Raw genomic sequence first — 17,124 nt, forward strand, 5'->3', positions numbered from 1 at the left:
TTTTGGGGCTCGCGCCAGCCTCTCCCTGCCTTACGGACAGCTCCTCAGAGAACACGCTAATCCATGAATGCCGCCAAGCGTCTTGAAATTTTCCGACGGTTTCACGAAGACAATCCCGAACCAAAGACCGAACTGGCCTACTCTTCGCCTTTCGAGTTGTTAATTGCCGTGATCCTGTCTGCTCAAGCTACTGATGTCAGCGTGAACAAAGCTATGGCAAAACTGTTTCCTGTCGCCAATACACCAGAAGCCATCTACGCTTTGGGTGTAGAGGGCTTGTCGGAGTACATCAAGACTATCGGCCTGTATAACAGCAAGGCCAAAAACGTCATTGAAACCTGCCGCTTGCTGATCGAGCGACATGCCAGTGAAGTACCCCAAACCCGAGAAGCACTTGAGGCGCTGCCCGGGGTAGGGCGAAAAACTGCGAACGTTGTGCTCAACACCGCCTTTAGGCAGCTAACGATGGCCGTCGACACTCATATCTTCAGAGTGAGCAACCGGACCGGGATTGCACCAGGAAAAAATGTGGTTGAGGTCGAGAAGCAGTTGATGAAGTTTGTACCAAAACAGTACCTGCTCGACGCCCACCACTGGTTAATTCTGCATGGACGCTACGTGTGCCAAGCGCGCAAGCCAAGGTGCGGCAGCTGTCGTATTGAAGACCTGTGCGAATTCAAGGAAAAAACATCAGACGATTGAGCGATAGAACAGCCAGGGGGTGATCGATTGATAAAATCTTTTTTACCTGACTTAGGAATATCGCTATAAGGTGCGCCAACAACCGTCTTAGCCTGGAGTGAAATGAATGAGCACTGGCAAAGAAGACTTAGAGCTGGACGATACCGAGCCCAGTGATCTGGAAGAAGTGGTGGAGCCTGTAGTTGAGGTCGCCAAAACCAACCTGGCCAAACGTCGCACCATCGACAACCTTCTAGAAGAAAGAAGGCTCAAAAGACAGCTAGCCGATTATGACTTTGATCTTTAGCCCTCAAAAGCCTCCTAAACGGAGGCTTTTTGTTTTAAAGGCCTAAGGGACTCGAACGTTCAGCACGCAAACAATCCCCTAGGCTCTGTACGAAATGTATCTGCGCTCGGTTATACGGCGTTGAAAACAGGCTCAGAATGCTCATTTAAAACACGTAAAATCCGCTTCCTCACCTGCTTTCGTCTTGCCAAACGTTCGCTCGAAAACATTTCGTACAGACCCTAGTGCAACACCTAATGTTTATATCGCATTCTCTTACACCAGACCGTTACGCTGCGCGAGCTCGATTAGATCAACCAACGAGCGGGCGTTCAGCTTTAGCAACAATCGCGTCTTATAGGTACTGACGGTTTTGTTGCTTAAAAACATGCCATCGGCTATTTCTTTGTTGCTTTTACCTCGAGCCAATTGTTGCAATACCATCATTTCTCGGCCGGAAAGGCGATTTACCATGTCGGCTTCACTGGCATTCCCCAAACTAGAACGCACAGAGTGAAGCGCTTGATTAGGGAAATAGCTATAGCCAGAAAGGACAGCCTTGATTGCGCTCAGTAACTCAGTCAAGTCTTGTTGCTTGCAGACATAACCGGCTGCCCCCGCTTGCATGCAACGCATAGAGAAATGGCCTGGCGCCTGCGAGGTTAACACCAGCACTTTAATAGGAACGGCAGGCGTGGAAAGTCGTGCAATGACTTCAAGCCCGTCAAGCTTAGGAATTCCTATATCTAAAATCACAATATCCGGCGCATGTTCACGCGCTAGTTGCAAAGCATCTACTCCGTTATCCGTCTCTGCGATGACCTCGTAGCCATGACGTTCCATGAGCATACGTACAGCAAGACGAATCACAGGATGATCATCCACGATCAGCACTTTATTCATGGGTAATTCCAATTTTCGCTGTTCGAATTTTTAGAGTCAGCACAATAGCCTAGTCACAACACCCTGGGCATAGTGCTCCCCCCCGAGCACTAACAGCCAAAGACACTCCCTACAGACAATAAAGACTTTCCCTACAAGAAATCACCGATAGCATTGAGATAGAAGGCAAGCAAACCATAAAAACCTCATCTAAACACCAACACGCAAAAAGCAAACGTTTGCCACTTTTATTGTGTAACGCGCTCAACCGACAGACTCTGTAGTGCAATTTTAATGTCCCCAAGAAGACTTCGACTTATATCTATAAAAAATACCACCTCTTAGCTGCCTGCCACCCCGCTCCTTAGAGGCAGTTCAATTGATATAAAACCAAACTGCCACTTTCGATCTCTCAAAAAAACCTTTTCAAGAGCACCAAATCCTTCCTTAAACTCAAACAAATTTTTCAGTAAAAAAACCACAAAAGACATACCACAAGATAAAATCCATCGCGATAAATCCACCAAAGGAATGCCAAACAAAATCTACTCTTTTTTTTGAAGAAAATATTACAATTTCACACTTAGAGAATGGGACTACAAGGTATTAGGAAATCCCCTAAACTCAAAAAAATCACAACTTTATTCATCTTACGTTTTACTCCTCTCGCATCACAAACCTTCAAACTGACATCACCTCTTAAAGCACTCTTAGTCCTCAAGAACATACCCATACCTTCGTTAATTCACTCACATTTTTTCAGTCAAAATCTTACACGCATATGAATGATTGCTCATCATGATGAGCGAATACGTGCTCCACGCCGAAAGCATAGAACCTACATACAGATTAAAAATCTACTAACCCTCAGGACAAAGCCCCTTAGATTCGAATTTAAAGACACACTTCATTTGCGCATCCTCCCCGCTCCGGCTAGCGTTACTCCTATTAGTGCTTGCCCATCAACCTTACCTGTAGCAGGTATAAATTCTTACACTACTCAAACGGACGAAGAAATGAATACCCTTAAAACACTCACTGAAACAACATCACCTTATGCCTATACGCCAAAGGAAGAAATTCAATCAAAAAAGCAGGCCTCCCCATGACAAAAAAAATAATTAAAATAAATAACCCACTGACTGTCATTGCGATATTTTCCATGCTGACTGAAGCATCAGCCGCTGTATCGCTGCCGTTTATCGACAGTGAGAACCAGAAAATATATGTATGGTTTTTGATCACATTCCCTTCTTTTTTAATAGCTTTATTCTTTTTGACGTTAAATTTTAATAACCAGTCGCTTTATTCACCTTCAGATTTCACAAACGAAGAAAATTTTATTAAACAAAATATCATTACCAGCCACCCGCCTTCCAAGACAACAATGAAAACAAAACAAAAGGGGGAAATACCTGAACACTTAGGAAAAGCTTACAGTGCAGACATGAAATTTCGAGCCCACACCGCTTCGAGCTTTGTATTTCTTCCTCAGACAAAACTGCACACACACCCATGCACCAATACGTCATTAGCCGCGTGCAAGCCCGCAATTCAAAACAGGCACATTGCCTTCTCACTTTTGTCCACCGCTCACATAAACAATATGAATATTTACCTGATAGACCTTAACGCCCCAGACGCGATCCTACCGCCCAAGAGCTCCCTAAACGATGTATTACATTATTACTGCAAGAAAATTCGAACCCAGAAAAAAAACACAAAGGAAACCTGCTTTATTCTTTTCTTAACTAACAATCGACTAAATTCGATTCTGAATGTTCACAAAAATCATGTAAGCACACATAAAAAAAACCAACTTCCCGAGAACATGACTGTTATGCACTACAACACTGATACCGCGACGCTAAACACTTTTTTACAAAAACCGCAGATATGACAGTACTTACCCGCCATCCAAAAAAAAGCCCCGTCCAAAGGACGGGGCTTTTTTTAAATCAACTGTATCAGAACAATTTACGACCTTTGTTTGCAGCAATTCGCATGCGCAGTGCGTTCAGCTTAATGAACCCTGCAGCATCTTCCTGGTTGTAAGCACCGCCATCCTCTTCAAACGTTGCAATATTTGCATCGAATAAAGATTCATCAGACTTACGCCCCGTCACAATCACGTTACCTTTGTACAGCTTCAGACGCACAACACCATTAACGTGCGCCTGAGAAGCATCAATCATCTGTTGCAACATCAGACGCTCAGGGCTCCACCAGTAACCGGTGTAAATCAGGCTGGCGTACTTTGGCATCAACTCATCTTTAAGGTGAGCAACTTCACGATCAAGGGTGATCGACTCGATAGCACGGTGGGCACGCAACATAATGGTGCCGCCCGGAGTTTCGTAGCAACCACGGGACTTCATCCCAACATAACGGTTTTCAACGATGTCGAGACGACCAATACCGTTTTCACCACCGATACGGTTCAGAGTGGCCAAAACTGTCGCGGGGGTCATTTCGACACCATCCAGCGCAACAATATCGCCGTTACGGTAAGTCAGCTCCAGATAGGTCGGCGTATTAGGCGCGTCTTCTGGCGACTTAGTCCAACGCCACATGTCTTCTTCGTGCTCAGTCCACGTGTCTTCCAGCACACCGCCCTCGTAAGAGATGTGCAACAAATTAGCGTCCATCGAGTACGGGGACTTCTTCTTACCGTGACGTTCGATTGGGATTGCGTGCTTTTCAGCGTAATCCATCAGCTTCTCGCGAGAGAGCAAGTCCCACTCGCGCCAAGGAGCAATCACTTTAACGCCTGGCTTCAAAGCATAAGCGCCCAGCTCAAAACGAACCTGGTCGTTACCTTTACCCGTTGCCCCATGAGAAATGGCGTCAGCGCCAGTTTCGTTGGCGATTTCGATCAGACGTTTGGCAATCAGTGGGCGGGCGATGGAGGTACCCAGCAGGTACTCACCTTCATAAACGGTGTTGGCACGGAACATAGGGAACACGAAGTCTCGAACAAACTCTTCGCGCAGGTCATCAATGTAGATTTCCTTGACGCCCATGGCTTGCGCCTTGGCACGTGCAGGCTCGACCTCTTCACCCTGACCAAGGTCAGCAGTAAAGGTAACGACTTCACAGTTATAAGTATCCTGCAGCCACTTCAGGATCACCGAAGTGTCCAGGCCGCCCGAATAAGCCAGAACGACCTTGTTTACGTCCGCCATGCCATCACTCCACGGGTTGTTCGAAAAGCCGAACAGTCTACCGCTCATGTAGCCGAAATTACAGAGGCGCGACAGCTTAAGACGACAAAGCGACAGTTTATGTCAAAGGTGCGACCAAACGTCCCAGTTCAAGAAATGGCCACCGGGCTCGTAGAGGCTGGCACAGGTGCAGGTTTTTCGGGCTCAGGAACTCGCTCCAGACGCACGCTGACGCGACGATTTTTGGCGCGATTAGCGGCATTGGTATTGGGCGCTAACGGGTATTGCTCACCATGAAAACGCATCGTTATCTGTGATTCTTCAATACCGTTTTCTTTGAAATAGTCCATCACCGCCAACGCACGCCTGCGCGATAGATCACGATTGGTCAGTCGATTGCCGGTGTTGTCGGAGTGCCCATCCAGCGTAATGTGATTAACCGTAGGGTCCGCTTTCAAGTACTCAACCATCACCTGCAATCTGATTTTGGCCTGAGCATCCAGTTCAATCCCGCCCCCTGGGAAGCCAATCTGACTCTGACGAACCTGTTCAAAGTTCTTGGGCAATAGTTTGGCCGTACAGGCATCGTAATCACCCACTGCCTGACGAAACTTGACCGGCAACAGGCGAACTTCCGAAACACCGCCCTCACGCGAATAATGCCGTACCAATGGGCTTCGGCCTTCAAGCAAACCGCGAAACAAGCTTGCGGCCTGAGCTTGGGAGCTATTGAACAGCACTTGCCCACGTCCTATACGCACCGCCCCTAAATTGATATCACCCCGGCCTGGCTGCCAAGGTGCCGCTGCGGCCAGCAAAGTAGCAGAGCCCTCTCCAAGAACCGAATTAGAGGCATTGAGACTAAAAATAGCCTGCTCGCCTGCTCGACGCACAAAGACACCCGAGCCAAAGTCTGTAATCGGCTGAATCAGTCGACACTCAAATTTGTCTCCTTCTACCTTCCACTCAATATTCTCCAGACGTGTCTGGAAAGTCATGGCCACAGCGGGCAGGCTGGCAAACATACTGAGTAAGGCTAGATAACGCTGGCGCACGGGAGGCTCCACAGGCTTGTGATGCAAAGAAACAGCAAACAGGTTTACGGCATTCCCTAGAGATATCGGTTAACGCTTACAAAACTTGATAGCGAGTGCCTGATAGAGTCTTTTCCGGTAGCATTCGCATCAGTTTGACCCGCCTGGAATCCCCAATGTCTGACCGCCTGACCCTGCTGCGTCCCGACGACTGGCATATACATCTTCGAGATGGTGCTGTGTTGCCCCACACTGTCGCGGATGTTGCGCGCACTTTTGGCCGCGCCATCATCATGCCCAACCTGGTGCCTCCGGTGCGTAATGCAACCGAAGCAGACGCCTACCGCCAGCGCATTCTGGCTGCTCGTCCGGCGGGTAGCCGCTTCGAGCCGCTGATGGTGCTCTATCTGACTGACCGAACACAGCCCGAAGACATTCGCACCGCTAAGGCCAGTGGGTTTGTACACGCCGCCAAGTTGTACCCGGCTGGCGCAACGACCAACTCTGACTCGGGCGTTACGAGCATCGACGCAATCTTCCCGGTGCTTGAAGCCATGGCCGAAGTTGGCATGCCATTGCTGATACACGGCGAAGTTACCCACGCCAATGTGGATGTGTTTGACCGCGAAAAAATCTTCATCGACGAACACATGCGCCGCGTTGTGGATCGCTTCCCGACCCTAAAAGTCGTGTTCGAGCACATCACCACCGCCGAAGCTGTGCAGTTCGTCAACGGGGCCCCGGCCAACGTCGGCGCAACCATTACCGCTCATCACTTGCTGTACAACCGCAATCACATGCTGGTTGGCGGTATTCGCCCGCACTTCTATTGCCTGCCGATTCTTAAGCGCAATAGCCATCAAGAAGCTTTGTTGGATGCAGCGACCAGTGGCAGCGAGAAGTTCTTTCTGGGCACCGACTCCGCACCGCACGCCCAACACGCTAAAGAAGCAGCGTGTGGCTGTGCCGGCTGCTACACCGCCTACGCGGCGATTGAGATGTACGCCGAAGCCTTTGAGCAACGTAACGCGCTGGATAAACTCGAAGCTTTTGCCAGCTTGAATGGCCCTCGTTTTTACGGACTGCCAGCCAGCACCGAACACATCACCCTGGTTCGCCAGGAGTGGACCGCCCCAACTAGCCTGCCATTCGGCGAGCTAACCGTAATTCCGCTGCGCGCCGGTGAAAAACTGCGCTGGCGCCTGCTGGAGGAACAGCTGTGAGCGACGACCATTTTGATGACGAACACGAAGGCGGACACGGCGGCGGCCCTCGCCACCCAATGGCTGAACGCTTTCGCGGTTACCTACCGGTCGTAATCGATGTTGAAACCGGCGGTTTCAACAGCGCCACCGATGCCCTGCTAGAAATCGCAGCAGTGACCATCGGCATGGACGAAAAAGGCTTTGTGTTCCCGGAGCACACGTATTTCCACCGCGTTGAGCCCTTTGAAGGCGCCAACATCGAAGCCGCGGCACTGGAATTTACAGGCATCAAGCTTGATCACCCGCTACGCATGGCTGTCAGCGAAGAAACAGCGCTGACCGACATTTTCCGTGGTGTGCGCAAAGCCTTAAAAGCCAATGGCTGCAAACGCGCCATTCTGGTGGGTCATAACAGCAGCTTCGACTTGGGTTTCTTGAACGCAGCGGTTGCCCGCCTAGACATGAAGCGCAACCCGTTTCACCCGTTTTCAAGCTTTGACACCGCAACCCTTGCCGGTCTGGCTTACGGTCAAACCGTTCTGGCAAAAGCATGTCAAGCCGCTGACATCGACTTTGACGGACGCGAAGCTCACTCGGCACGTTACGACACCGAGAAAACAGCTGAGCTGTTCTGTGGCATCGTCAACAGCTGGAAACAAATGGGTGGCTGGAAAGACTTTAACGACTGATTCAGTTGTTAGCACTTTCTTGGCGCCTAAAAAAACCGGACATTACGTCCGGTTTTTTTACGCCTGAAACTGACGCTTACAGCTTGTCAGCATTCTCAGACAGGTAAGCAGCAACGCCCGCAGTCGAAGCGGTCATGCCTTTGTCGCCTTTCTTCCAGTTGGCTGGGCAAACTTCGCCGTGCTCTTCGTGGAATTGCAGAGCGTCAACCAAACGCAGCAACTCGTCCATGTTACGACCCAGCGGCAGATCGTTAACAATTTGCGAACGAACGATGCCTTTGTCATCGATCAAGAAAGCGCCACGAAATGCTACGCCGCCCTCAGACTCAACATCGTAGGCCTTGCAGATTTCGTGTTTCATGTCGGCGGCCATTGTGTATTGCACCTGACCGATACCGCCATTGTTAACTGGGGTGTTGCGCCATGCGTTGTGAGTGAAGTGGGAGTCGATGGAGACTGCTACCACTTCAACGTTACGTGCCTTGAACTCAGGAATGCGGTGATCCAAAGCGATCAGCTCGGACGGGCAAACAAAAGTGAAATCCAGCGGGTAGAAGAACACCAGGCCGTATTTGCCTTTGATAGCGGTGGACAGCGTGAAGCTGTCTACGATTTCGCCATTGCCAAGTACGGCGGCGACAGTGAAGTCTGGGGCTTGTTTGCCTACGAGAACGCTCATTGGTTATCTCCTGATGTGCAGCGTGAAAACGGGATCTGGCCAGCCGCCCTGAAACGGAGGCTCAGCGGCCAGTTCACCTGTGAAAATGACCGGCCATCATACACCGCTCGTCGGAACCGTTCTTAACCCTTTTCACAATCGCTCTCCCCTGCTCCGAGACCGTTCGTCAGCCATGCCCACACCAAGGGCAATCTAGACCTAAGTTGCTTTGACAATCATTCTCGTTAACATTAAGATCCTTCGCATTGAATCCCAACCAGCGATGGTTCTTATTTATGTACGTTTGCCTTTGCACCGGCGTCACTGATGGAAAAATCCGCGATGCTATCTACGACGGTTGCTGTAGCTACCGCGAAGTACGCGAAGCGACAGGTGTTGCCAGTCAATGCGGCAAATGTGCCTGCCTGGCCAAGCAAGTGGTTCGTGAAACCCTGACTTCGCTGCAAGCCAGCCAAGCAGCGATGAGTTTCCCGGCAGAATTTTCAGTCGCTTAATCCCCTCTTTTTTAAGAACCGGACTCAATGTCCGGTTTTTTTATGCCAAAAATTCAAGCACTTAGGGCCAAGACGCGGAACACAAACATTCTTATTCCGATTAATTTTCATTTATTATTCAAACACTTAGGTTTGACAGTCTTAAGTACGCGGCTCAAACTCTGGCCTATATACCGTTAATTAAGGCAGGCCCTCGCGATGAAAGGCGACATTTCAGTCATCCAGCACCTCAATAAAATCCTCGGAAACGAGCTGGTCGCAATCAATCAATACTTCCTGCATGCACGCATGTATCAGGATTGGGGCCTGGAAAAGTTAGGTGCGCACGAATACCACGAGTCCATCGATGAGATGAAACACGCGGACAAATTAATTAAACGCATTTTATTCCTTGAAGGCCTGCCGAACGTGCAGGACTTGGGCAAGCTACATATCGGCGAGCACACCAAGGAAATGCTCGAATGCGACCTACGCATCGAGAAGACCGGTCACGCTGATCTTAAAGCTGCAATCGCACACTGCGAAGTGGTCGGCGACTTTGGCAGCCGTGAACTTCTGGAAGATATCCTTGAATCTGAAGAAGAGCACATCGACTGGCTCGAAACTCAATTGGGTTTGATCGACAAAGTTGGCATTGAGAACTATCTGCAATCGCAAATGGGTGAGTAACTAAAACTCACTAAAAAGCCCCGCCAGTTCACACTGACGGGGCTTTTTAATAAACAGCAACTTCGTAACAGAACTTGCTGCCCAACACTAATTAGGCATCTGCCTTGGCAGCCGCTGCTTTCTCGGCAGCTTCTTTAATCAGTGCTTGCAAAGAACCGTCTGCGGCCATCTCGGCCATGATATCGCTGCCACCTACCAACTCACCTGCTACCCACAATTGTGGGAAGGTTGGCCAGTTAGCGTACTTTGGCAGGTTGGCACGGATTTCCGGGTTCTGCAGGATGTCCACGTAAGCGAACTTCTCACCACAGCCCATTACGGCCTGAGCAGCTTTAGCCGAAAAACCGCACTGCGGGGCATTCGGTGAGCCTTTCATGTAGAGCAGAATGGTGTTGTTGGCAATCTGTTCTTTAATAGTTTCGATGATATCCATGGAGCACCTCGGCTGAACTTTCCGACTCAGTTGTCGGCACGGTGGCGCATTGTAACGCAAAGCCTTGCAAGGCGCTCGGTCTGCCCGGCAGACAAAAGTCTGAAAGGTAAGCGCGCAAAGCGTCCAATTGCCAAGCAATGTCAGGTCAGTGTACAAATGGGCAACTGACGTCAGTCACCTCCAACGAACTGACACAGCGCAGCACACGTCCACACCTTTAAACACAAGACCCTTATTGGCAAGACGCGACATTTCCTTATAAGATCGCGCCTTCCCCTATTTCGTCGCCACGTGCGGCTTTCGCCGCAGGTCTCGCCCGTTTTTCCGAAAAACCCGGCTTTGAGCATCTGCGGTCGTTGCAAAAAAGGTAGTTAATGATGAGCGCACGGCACTTTCTCTCCTTGATGGATTGCACGCCCGAAGAACTACTCAGCGTGATTCGTCGCGGCATTGAGCTCAAAGACCTGCGTAATCGCGGCGCGCTCTTCGAACCTCTGAAAAACCGCGTACTGGGCATGATTTTCGAAAAATCATCGACCCGTACTCGACTGTCGTTTGAAGCAGGGATGATCCAGCTTGGCGGCCAAGCCATCTTCCTGTCGCCGCGTGATACTCAATTGGGCCGTGGCGAGCCAATCGGTGACTGCGCCATCGTCATGTCTCGCATGCTCGATGCGGTGATGATTCGCACCTTCGCCCACAGCACGCTGACCGACTTCGCGGCCAACTCCCGCGTACCTGTCATAAACGGCCTGTCAGACGACCTGCACCCATGCCAATTGTTGGCCGACATGCAAACCTTCTTGGAGCACCGAGGCTCCATCAAAGGCAAAACCGTGGCCTGGATCGGCGACGGCAACAACATGTGCAACAGCTATATAGAAGCCGCCATCCAGTTTGACTTCAAACTGCGCGTCGCCTGCCCAGAAGGCTATGAGCCCAACCCTGAATTCGTGGCACAAGCCGGTGATCGCGTCACCATCACGCGTGACCCTAGCCAAGCAGTGCTCGGTGCCCATTTGGTGAGCACCGACGTTTGGACTTCAATGGGGCAGGAAGAAGAAGCCGCCAAACGCATGCAGCTGTTTGCACCGTATCAAGTCAACCGCGCCCTGCTCGACCAAGCGGCTGAAGACGTGCTGTTTATGCACTGCCTTCCGGCTCACCGCGGCGAAGAGATCAGCCTCGATTTGTTGGACGATCCACGCTCTGTTGCATGGGATCAAGCCGAAAACCGTCTGCATGCGCAAAAAGCGCTGCTCGAATTTCTGCTCCAACCGGCGTATCAGTCCGTATGAGTCAGCCACTGTTATTAAGTCTTCGTGATCTGGCCTGCGGCTACCAAGGTCAGAGCGTGGTGCAAAATCTCAACTTGCACCTCAATGCCGGCGATATTGGTTGCTTGCTGGGTTCATCGGGCTGCGGCAAAACGACAACGTTGCGAGCGATTGCCGGTTTCGAGCCTGTTCATCAAGGTGAGATTCAACTTGCCGGAGAAGTCATCTCCAGTGCTGGCTTCACTCTGGCACCTGAGAAACGCCGTATCGGCATGGTGTTTCAGGACTACGCCCTGTTCCCGCACTTAAGCGTGGCTGACAACATTGCTTTCGGCATTCGTAAACACCCGCAAAAAGACCGTGTGACGCAAGAGCTACTTGAACTGGTCAACCTTAAAAACCTCGGCAAGCGCTTCCCTCATGAGCTTTCGGGAGGCCAACAACAACGTGTCGCGCTTGCCCGTGCGCTCGCGCCGGAGCCTCAGCTGTTATTGCTGGATGAACCCTTCTCCAACCTTGACGGTGAGCTGCGACGCAAACTCAGCCATGAAGTCAGAGACATCCTGAAGGCCCGTGGCACCAGTGCAATCTTGGTCACGCATGATCAGGAAGAAGCGTTTGCCGTGAGCGACCATGTTGGCGTCTTCAAAGAGGGGCGCCTTGAGCAATGGGATACGCCCTACAACCTGTACCACGAACCACTCACCCCATTTGTTGCCAGTTTTATCGGTCAGGGCTACTTCATACGCGGGCAACTGCTCAGTCCTGAGTCAGTTCAAACCGAGTTGGGCGTATTGCGTGGCAATCGAGCCTACACATGGCCAACCGGTGGCGCTGTCGACGTTCTGCTGCGTCCCGACGACATCGTCTACGCTCCCGATAGCGAGTTGAAAGCCAAGATCATAGGTAAGACCTTCCTGGGGGCTTCAACCCTATACAGGCTGCAACTGCCTACAGGAAGCCAGCTGGAGTCTATTTTCCCAAGCCATGTTGATCATTTACCGGGCACTGAGGTCGGTATTCGCGTCGCCGCCGAGCACCTGGTCATGTTTCAAACCAGCGGCAGCATCGCAGCACAAATACCGCGTACTGAATCGGGTGTAAGACGCTTCAGTGCGAGCAACTGAAACACACGCTGAGACCGGAGGCTGTGCCTTACGACGCAGCCTCCGGTAACGATTACAAATAGAATAGCCTGCGCTTAAACCCGGCCTATCTCTGCAAACTTTGCTTGCGTATGTTCTGCCAGCACCGCAGGGGCCAGTTCAACCTCCAGCCCGCGCCGTCCTGCACTGACATAAATAGTCTTAAAGCTCAGCGCACTTTGATCAATAAAGGTACGCAGGCGCTTCTTCTGCCCCAAGGGGCTAATCCCGCCTAACAGGTAACCCGTTGCACGCTGCGCCGCGGCCGGGTCTGCCATCTCGACTTTCTTGACCCCTGCTGCATGCGCCAGCGCTTTCAAGTCAAGACTTCCGACGACCGGTACAACGGCGACCAATAATTCACTTTTTTCGCTACTGGCCAACAAGGTCTTGAACACCTGTGCCGGCTCAAGGCCCAGCTTTTCTGCGGCCTCCAATCCGTACGATGCGGCTTTGGGGTCATGTTCGTAGCTGTGCACCTGATGTTCGGCGCGAACTTTTTTCAATAGATCCAGTGCAGGGGTCATGGCAATCCCGGTCATGTATTTGGATAGGCAAAGCGCTGAGCAATTTTAGCGCCATCAGCCCGTTCAGAAGCGCTAAAACTGGGGTTTCAGCACGCCAGCCAGCTGAATCGTTACATCTTGAGCCGATAATTTGTAGCGTTTGCTTACAGAAAAACCAGTACCAAAAACTAAGTCAAAAGTCAGAATGTGAATGCTCGTTCACTTTCGACCTTTGACAGCAGTGTTTCTTGTCTATATTTTTTCGAATCTGAATATGTCCAGCCAGCACTTATACGATATTTCCTACATATGAAAAGCTGGATCGAGCAGCTCAACATCTACAACAACCCTGATCGACGACGTCAAAAAACAACAAAAACGAGGTTTCAAATGACGACCGCTACGCAGCACCCAACGCTTTCAGGCCAGTGCATGGCTGAGTTTCTCGGCACTGCACTTTTAATCTTCTTTGGTACAGGTTGTGTTGCGGCTCTCAAGGTCGCGGGCGCCAGTTTTGGTTTATGGGAAATCAGCATCATCTGGGGCATTGGCGTCAGCATGGCGATTTACCTGACCGCAGGCGTATCTGGCGCGCACTTGAATCCAGCCGTCAGCATCGCACTGTGCCTGTTCACCGATTTCGAAAAGCGCAAACTGCCTTTTTATATCCTTGCCCAAGTTGCTGGCGCCTTCTGCGCAGCTGCATTGGTCTACACGCTCTATAGCAACTTGTTTTTCGATTACGAACAAACCCATCAAATGGTTCGTGGCAGCCAGGCAAGTCTGGAATTAGCCTCTGTATTCTCCACCTACCCGCACCCTGCACTCTCAACGCTGCAGGCGTTTCTGGTAGAAGTAGTCATCACCGCTATCCTCATGGGCGTGATCATGGCACTGACCGACGACAAAAATGGCTTGCCGCGTGGCGCATTGGCACCGCTGTTGATCGGTTTGCTCATTGCCGTAATTGGTAGTTCGATGGGCCCTCTAACTGGCTTTGCAATGAACCCCGCGCGTGATTTCGGGCCAAAGCTGATGACTTTCCTGGCTGGCTGGGGTGAAGTTTCGTTCACCGGCGGGCGTGATATTCCCTATTTCTTGATTCCAATTTTTGCACCGATCGTCGGTGCTTGCCTTGGCGCAGCCATTTATCGCGGGTTAATTGCCCGCCATCTGCCTGACGTCGAGCCCGTGGCAACGGATGCCCAAGCCACAGCTGCGGTGAAAACCCAGGCTTCCTGATATCGACTTATGAAACGGGGCGCACGAGACAACTGCCCGTTACTTTCTCGCGCCCTGAACCATTCCCACATTCTGCAAGGCAATCTCATGACCGACATTCAGAATAAGAACTACATCATTGCGCTTGACCAAGGCACTACCAGTTCGCGAGCGATCATCTTTGATCGTGACGCCAACGTAGTCTGCACAGCCCAGCGAGAATTCCAACAGCACTACCCGCAAGCTGGCTGGGTTGAACATGACCCAATGGAAATTTTCGCCACCCAAAGCGCCGTGATGGTCGAAGCCTTGGCCCAAGCGGGCCTGCACCACGACCAAGTCGCAGCCATCGGTATCACCAACCAACGTGAAACCACTGTTGTATGGGACAAAATCAGCGGTCGTCCGATCTACAACGCCATCGTCTGGCAGTGCCGACGCAGCACCGAAATTTGCGAACAACTCAAGCGCGATGGCCATGAGCAGTACATCAGCGACACCACAGGCCTGGTGACTGACCCGTACTTCTCCGGCACCAAACTGAAGTGGATTTTGGATCACGTCGAAGGCAGCCGCGAGCGTGCGCGTAATGGAGAGCTGCTGTTCGGTACCATCGACAGCTGGCTGATCTGGAAATTTACAGGCGGTAAAACCCACGTTACCGACTACACCAACGCCTCGCGCACCATGCTCTTCAACATCCACACACTGGAGTGGGATGCCAAGATGCTGGAGGTGCTGGATATCCCGCGCGAAATGCTGCCGGAGGTGAAGTCCTCTTCAGAAATCTACGGCCGCACTAAAAGTGGAATCGCCATTGGCGGCATTGCAGGCGACCAGCAAGCCGCTCTGTTTGGGCAAATGTGCGTTGAACCGGGTCAGGCCAAAAACACCTATGGTACTGGCTGCTTCTTGTTGATGAATACCGGGGCCAATGCCGTTAAATCGACCCACGGCATGCTTACCACCATCGCATGCGGCCCACGCGGCGAAGTGGCTTACGCGCTGGAAGGTGCCGTCTTCAACGGCGGCTCTACAGTGCAGTGGTTACGTGATGAGCTGAAAATAATCAACGACGCCCATGACACCGAATACTTTGCCAACAAGGTCAAAGACAGCAACGGCGTGTACTTGGTGCCTGCATTCACCGGCCTTGGCGCCCCTTATTGGGACCCGTATGCCCGTGGCGCGTTGTTCGGTTTAACTCGCGGCGTACGCGTTGACCACATCATTCGTGCGGCGCTTGAGTCGATTGCCTACCAAACCCGGGACGTTCTGGACGCCATGCAGCAAGACTCGGGCGAACGCCTCAAAGCGCTGCGCGTGGATGGCGGCGCTGTTGCGAACAACTTCCTGATGCAGTTCCAGGCTGACATTCTTGGCACCTCGGTTGAACGCCCACAAATGCGCGAAACCACTGCCTTGGGTGCCGCCTATCTGGCAGGTCTGGCCTGTGGTTTCTGGAGCAGCCTGGATGAGCTTCGTGGCAAAGCGGTCATCGAACGCCAGTTTGAGCCGCAGCTTGAAGAAGCCAGCAAAGAGAAGCTCTATGCCGGCTGGAAAAAAGCAGTGAGCCGCACTCGCGACTGGGAACCACACGAAGACAGCCACTAAACATCCTGCCTTCAAGCGTGCACTGTCGCCTCGGCGCGACAGTGCACGCTTGCGTGTCTGATCGAAGTCACGTGTAGCAGATGGCGCTTTCCTACGGCATCATGGGCAAATTTTGCTTAGCCGCCCTAAGGAAACACCATGAATCTGCCTCCACGCCAACAGCAGATCCTCGAACTCGTACGCGAACGCGGCTACGTGAGCATCGAGGAAATGGCCCAGTTGTTCGTCGTTACACCGCAGACCATTCGCCGTGATATCAATCAGCTTGCAGAGGCCGACTTGTTACGCCGTTACCACGGTGGCGCCGCTTATGACTCCAGTGTTGAGAACACGGCTTACGCCATGCGCGCCGATCAAATGCGCGATGAAAAACGTCGTATTGGAGAAGCCATTGCAGCCCAAATCCCTGACCACGCCTCAATTTTTATCAACATCGGTACCACCACCGAGTCGATTGCTCGAGCATTGCTTAACCATAACCATCTGAAAATCATCACCAACAACCTGCATGTGGCTTCAATTTTGAGCGCCAAGGACGATTTTGAAGTGCTGATCGCAGGCGGCAATGTGCGCCGCGACGGCGGCATTGTGGGCCAAGCCAGTGTCGACTTTATCAATCAGTTCAAATTCGACTTTGCTTTGGTGGGGATAAGCGGTATCGACTCAGATGGCAGCTTGCTGGACTTTGACTATCAGGAAGTCCGGGTCTCTCAAGCCATTATTGCCAACGCCCGACAAACCATTCTTGCCGCAGACTCCAGCAAATTCGGTCGTAACGCGATGGTCCGCCTTGGGCCTATCTCGTTGATCGATTGCCTGGTAACGGACCAGCCGCCCGTACCAGAGCTAGCCCAACTGTTAGCACAGCACAAAATCCGCCTCGAAGTGGTTTGACCTACAGCTTGTCCTTTGTGCTGCAACAACACGCTTGCTCGCAACCCTCGACTGTCGCGAGCAAGCCAACTCTGTATTCAGAGTGTGGCGACAAGCTAAGCGGCAACACCCTGAAGATGTTCGAAATTATTCTTTTAACCCTTCTTCGATGTGTTTTTTTAATCGAAGGAGGCTGGCTGCGCGCTCATTTATCAGCTACCATTTTCGAAAATGAACATTAATGTTCGAATTCAAATATGCGTAAAGAACGC

General features: G+C 51.5%; 19 protein-coding genes. 12 read left to right on the plus strand and 7 right to left on the minus strand.

The window, feature by feature from the left end:
* The first annotated feature begins 63 nt into the window (after positions 1-63).
* Positions 64-702, plus strand: a complete 639-nt coding sequence (nth, locus tag ACZRJQ_RS06600) for an endonuclease III (protein WP_463977572.1) — start codon at positions 64-66, stop codon at positions 700-702.
* Positions 703-808: 106 nt separating this feature from the next.
* Positions 809-988 carry a PA3496 family putative envelope integrity protein gene (locus tag ACZRJQ_RS06605; RefSeq protein ID WP_463977573.1) on the plus strand — a complete coding sequence of 60 codons (180 nt, stop codon included), beginning with the start codon at positions 809-811 and terminating at the stop codon, positions 986-988.
* A gap of 255 nt (positions 989-1,243) precedes the next feature.
* On the opposite strand, the gene ACZRJQ_RS06610 is transcribed toward ACZRJQ_RS06605, so the two are convergent.
* A complete protein-coding gene (locus ACZRJQ_RS06610) occupies positions 1,244-1,870 on the minus strand; it encodes a response regulator transcription factor (RefSeq protein ID WP_048359026.1) in 627 nt (208 codons plus the stop codon).
* A 320-nt stretch (positions 1,871-2,190) separates the two neighbouring features.
* Entirely contained in the window at positions 2,191-2,391 is a 201-nt protein-coding gene (locus tag ACZRJQ_RS06615) for a hypothetical protein (RefSeq protein WP_463977574.1), read from the minus strand.
* A 563-nt stretch (positions 2,392-2,954) separates the two neighbouring features.
* Between ACZRJQ_RS06615 and ACZRJQ_RS06620 the strand changes: the two genes are divergently transcribed.
* Positions 2,955-3,749 (plus strand): hypothetical protein, encoded by a 795-nt coding sequence (locus ACZRJQ_RS06620; protein WP_463977575.1) that lies wholly within the window; start codon positions 2,955-2,957, stop codon positions 3,747-3,749.
* 67 nt (positions 3,750-3,816) lie between these two features.
* Here the strand turns inward: ACZRJQ_RS06620 and ACZRJQ_RS06625 are convergent, their stop codons facing one another.
* Together ACZRJQ_RS06625 and ACZRJQ_RS06630 are read right to left on the minus strand one after the other, a co-directional pair.
* Positions 3,817-5,034 carry an argininosuccinate synthase gene (locus ACZRJQ_RS06625; protein WP_048378028.1) on the minus strand — a complete coding sequence of 406 codons (1,218 nt, stop codon included), beginning with the start codon at positions 5,032-5,034 and terminating at the stop codon, positions 3,817-3,819.
* 128 nt (positions 5,035-5,162) lie between these two features.
* A complete protein-coding gene (locus tag ACZRJQ_RS06630; RefSeq protein WP_463977576.1) occupies positions 5,163-6,068 on the minus strand; it encodes a flagellar protein MotY in 906 nt (301 codons plus the stop codon).
* 155 nt (positions 6,069-6,223) lie between these two features.
* On the opposite strand from ACZRJQ_RS06630, the gene pyrC reads away from it, so the two are divergent.
* Positions 6,224-7,270, plus strand: a complete 1,047-nt coding sequence (pyrC, locus tag ACZRJQ_RS06635) for a dihydroorotase (protein ID WP_463977577.1) — start codon at positions 6,224-6,226, stop codon at positions 7,268-7,270.
* Positions 7,267-7,941 carry a ribonuclease T gene (rnt, locus tag ACZRJQ_RS06640; protein ID WP_463977578.1) on the plus strand — a complete coding sequence of 225 codons (675 nt, stop codon included), beginning with the start codon at positions 7,267-7,269 and terminating at the stop codon, positions 7,939-7,941. The genes pyrC and rnt overlap by 4 nt, the downstream gene beginning before the upstream one ends.
* 76 nt (positions 7,942-8,017) lie before the next feature.
* Here rnt and ACZRJQ_RS06645 read toward each other — a convergent pair whose 3' ends face one another.
* On the minus strand, positions 8,018-8,620 hold the full coding sequence (locus tag ACZRJQ_RS06645; protein ID WP_047274004.1) for a peroxiredoxin: 603 nt from the start codon (positions 8,618-8,620) through the stop codon (positions 8,018-8,020).
* A gap of 275 nt (positions 8,621-8,895) precedes the next feature.
* Between ACZRJQ_RS06645 and ACZRJQ_RS06650 the strand changes: the two genes are divergently transcribed.
* Together ACZRJQ_RS06650 and bfr are read left to right on the plus strand one after the other, a co-directional pair.
* On the plus strand, positions 8,896-9,114 hold the full coding sequence (locus tag ACZRJQ_RS06650) for a bacterioferritin-associated ferredoxin (RefSeq protein WP_463977579.1): 219 nt from the start codon (positions 8,896-8,898) through the stop codon (positions 9,112-9,114).
* 198 nt (positions 9,115-9,312) lie between these two features.
* Positions 9,313-9,783 (plus strand): bacterioferritin, encoded by a 471-nt coding sequence (gene bfr / locus ACZRJQ_RS06655; protein ID WP_048378033.1) that lies wholly within the window; start codon positions 9,313-9,315, stop codon positions 9,781-9,783.
* 91 nt (positions 9,784-9,874) lie between these two features.
* Here the strand turns inward: bfr and grxD are convergent, their stop codons facing one another.
* On the minus strand, positions 9,875-10,216 hold the full coding sequence (grxD, locus tag ACZRJQ_RS06660) for a Grx4 family monothiol glutaredoxin (protein WP_463977580.1): 342 nt from the start codon (positions 10,214-10,216) through the stop codon (positions 9,875-9,877).
* A gap of 377 nt (positions 10,217-10,593) precedes the next feature.
* Between grxD and argF the strand changes: the two genes are divergently transcribed.
* Both argF and ACZRJQ_RS06670 read left to right on the plus strand, forming a co-directional pair.
* Positions 10,594-11,514, plus strand: a complete 921-nt coding sequence (argF, locus tag ACZRJQ_RS06665; RefSeq protein ID WP_463977581.1) for an ornithine carbamoyltransferase — start codon at positions 10,594-10,596, stop codon at positions 11,512-11,514.
* Positions 11,511-12,620, plus strand: a complete 1,110-nt coding sequence (locus ACZRJQ_RS06670) for an ABC transporter ATP-binding protein (RefSeq protein WP_463977582.1) — start codon at positions 11,511-11,513, stop codon at positions 12,618-12,620. The genes argF and ACZRJQ_RS06670 overlap by 4 nt, the downstream gene beginning before the upstream one ends.
* A gap of 74 nt (positions 12,621-12,694) precedes the next feature.
* Here the strand turns inward: ACZRJQ_RS06670 and ybaK are convergent, their stop codons facing one another.
* Positions 12,695-13,165 carry a Cys-tRNA(Pro) deacylase gene (ybaK, locus tag ACZRJQ_RS06675; protein WP_463977583.1) on the minus strand — a complete coding sequence of 157 codons (471 nt, stop codon included), beginning with the start codon at positions 13,163-13,165 and terminating at the stop codon, positions 12,695-12,697.
* A 369-nt stretch (positions 13,166-13,534) separates the two neighbouring features.
* Between ybaK and ACZRJQ_RS06680 the strand changes: the two genes are divergently transcribed.
* The 3 genes from ACZRJQ_RS06680 to ACZRJQ_RS06690 all read left to right on the plus strand — a co-directional run bounded on the left by ACZRJQ_RS06680 (position 13,535) and on the right by ACZRJQ_RS06690 (position 16,873).
* Entirely contained in the window at positions 13,535-14,386 is an 852-nt protein-coding gene (locus ACZRJQ_RS06680; RefSeq protein WP_463977678.1) for an MIP/aquaporin family protein, read from the plus strand.
* Between the two features lie 87 nt (positions 14,387-14,473).
* Positions 14,474-15,979: a glycerol kinase GlpK gene (gene glpK, locus ACZRJQ_RS06685; RefSeq protein WP_463977584.1), complete on the plus strand. Its 1,506-nt coding sequence runs from the start codon at positions 14,474-14,476 to the stop codon at positions 15,977-15,979.
* A gap of 138 nt (positions 15,980-16,117) precedes the next feature.
* A complete protein-coding gene (locus ACZRJQ_RS06690) occupies positions 16,118-16,873 on the plus strand; it encodes a DeoR family transcriptional regulator (RefSeq protein ID WP_060690881.1) in 756 nt (251 codons plus the stop codon).
* The last annotated feature ends 251 nt before the right edge of the window (positions 16,874-17,124 follow it).

The sequence above is a fragment of the Pseudomonas sp. E315 genome (assembly GCF_055406205.1).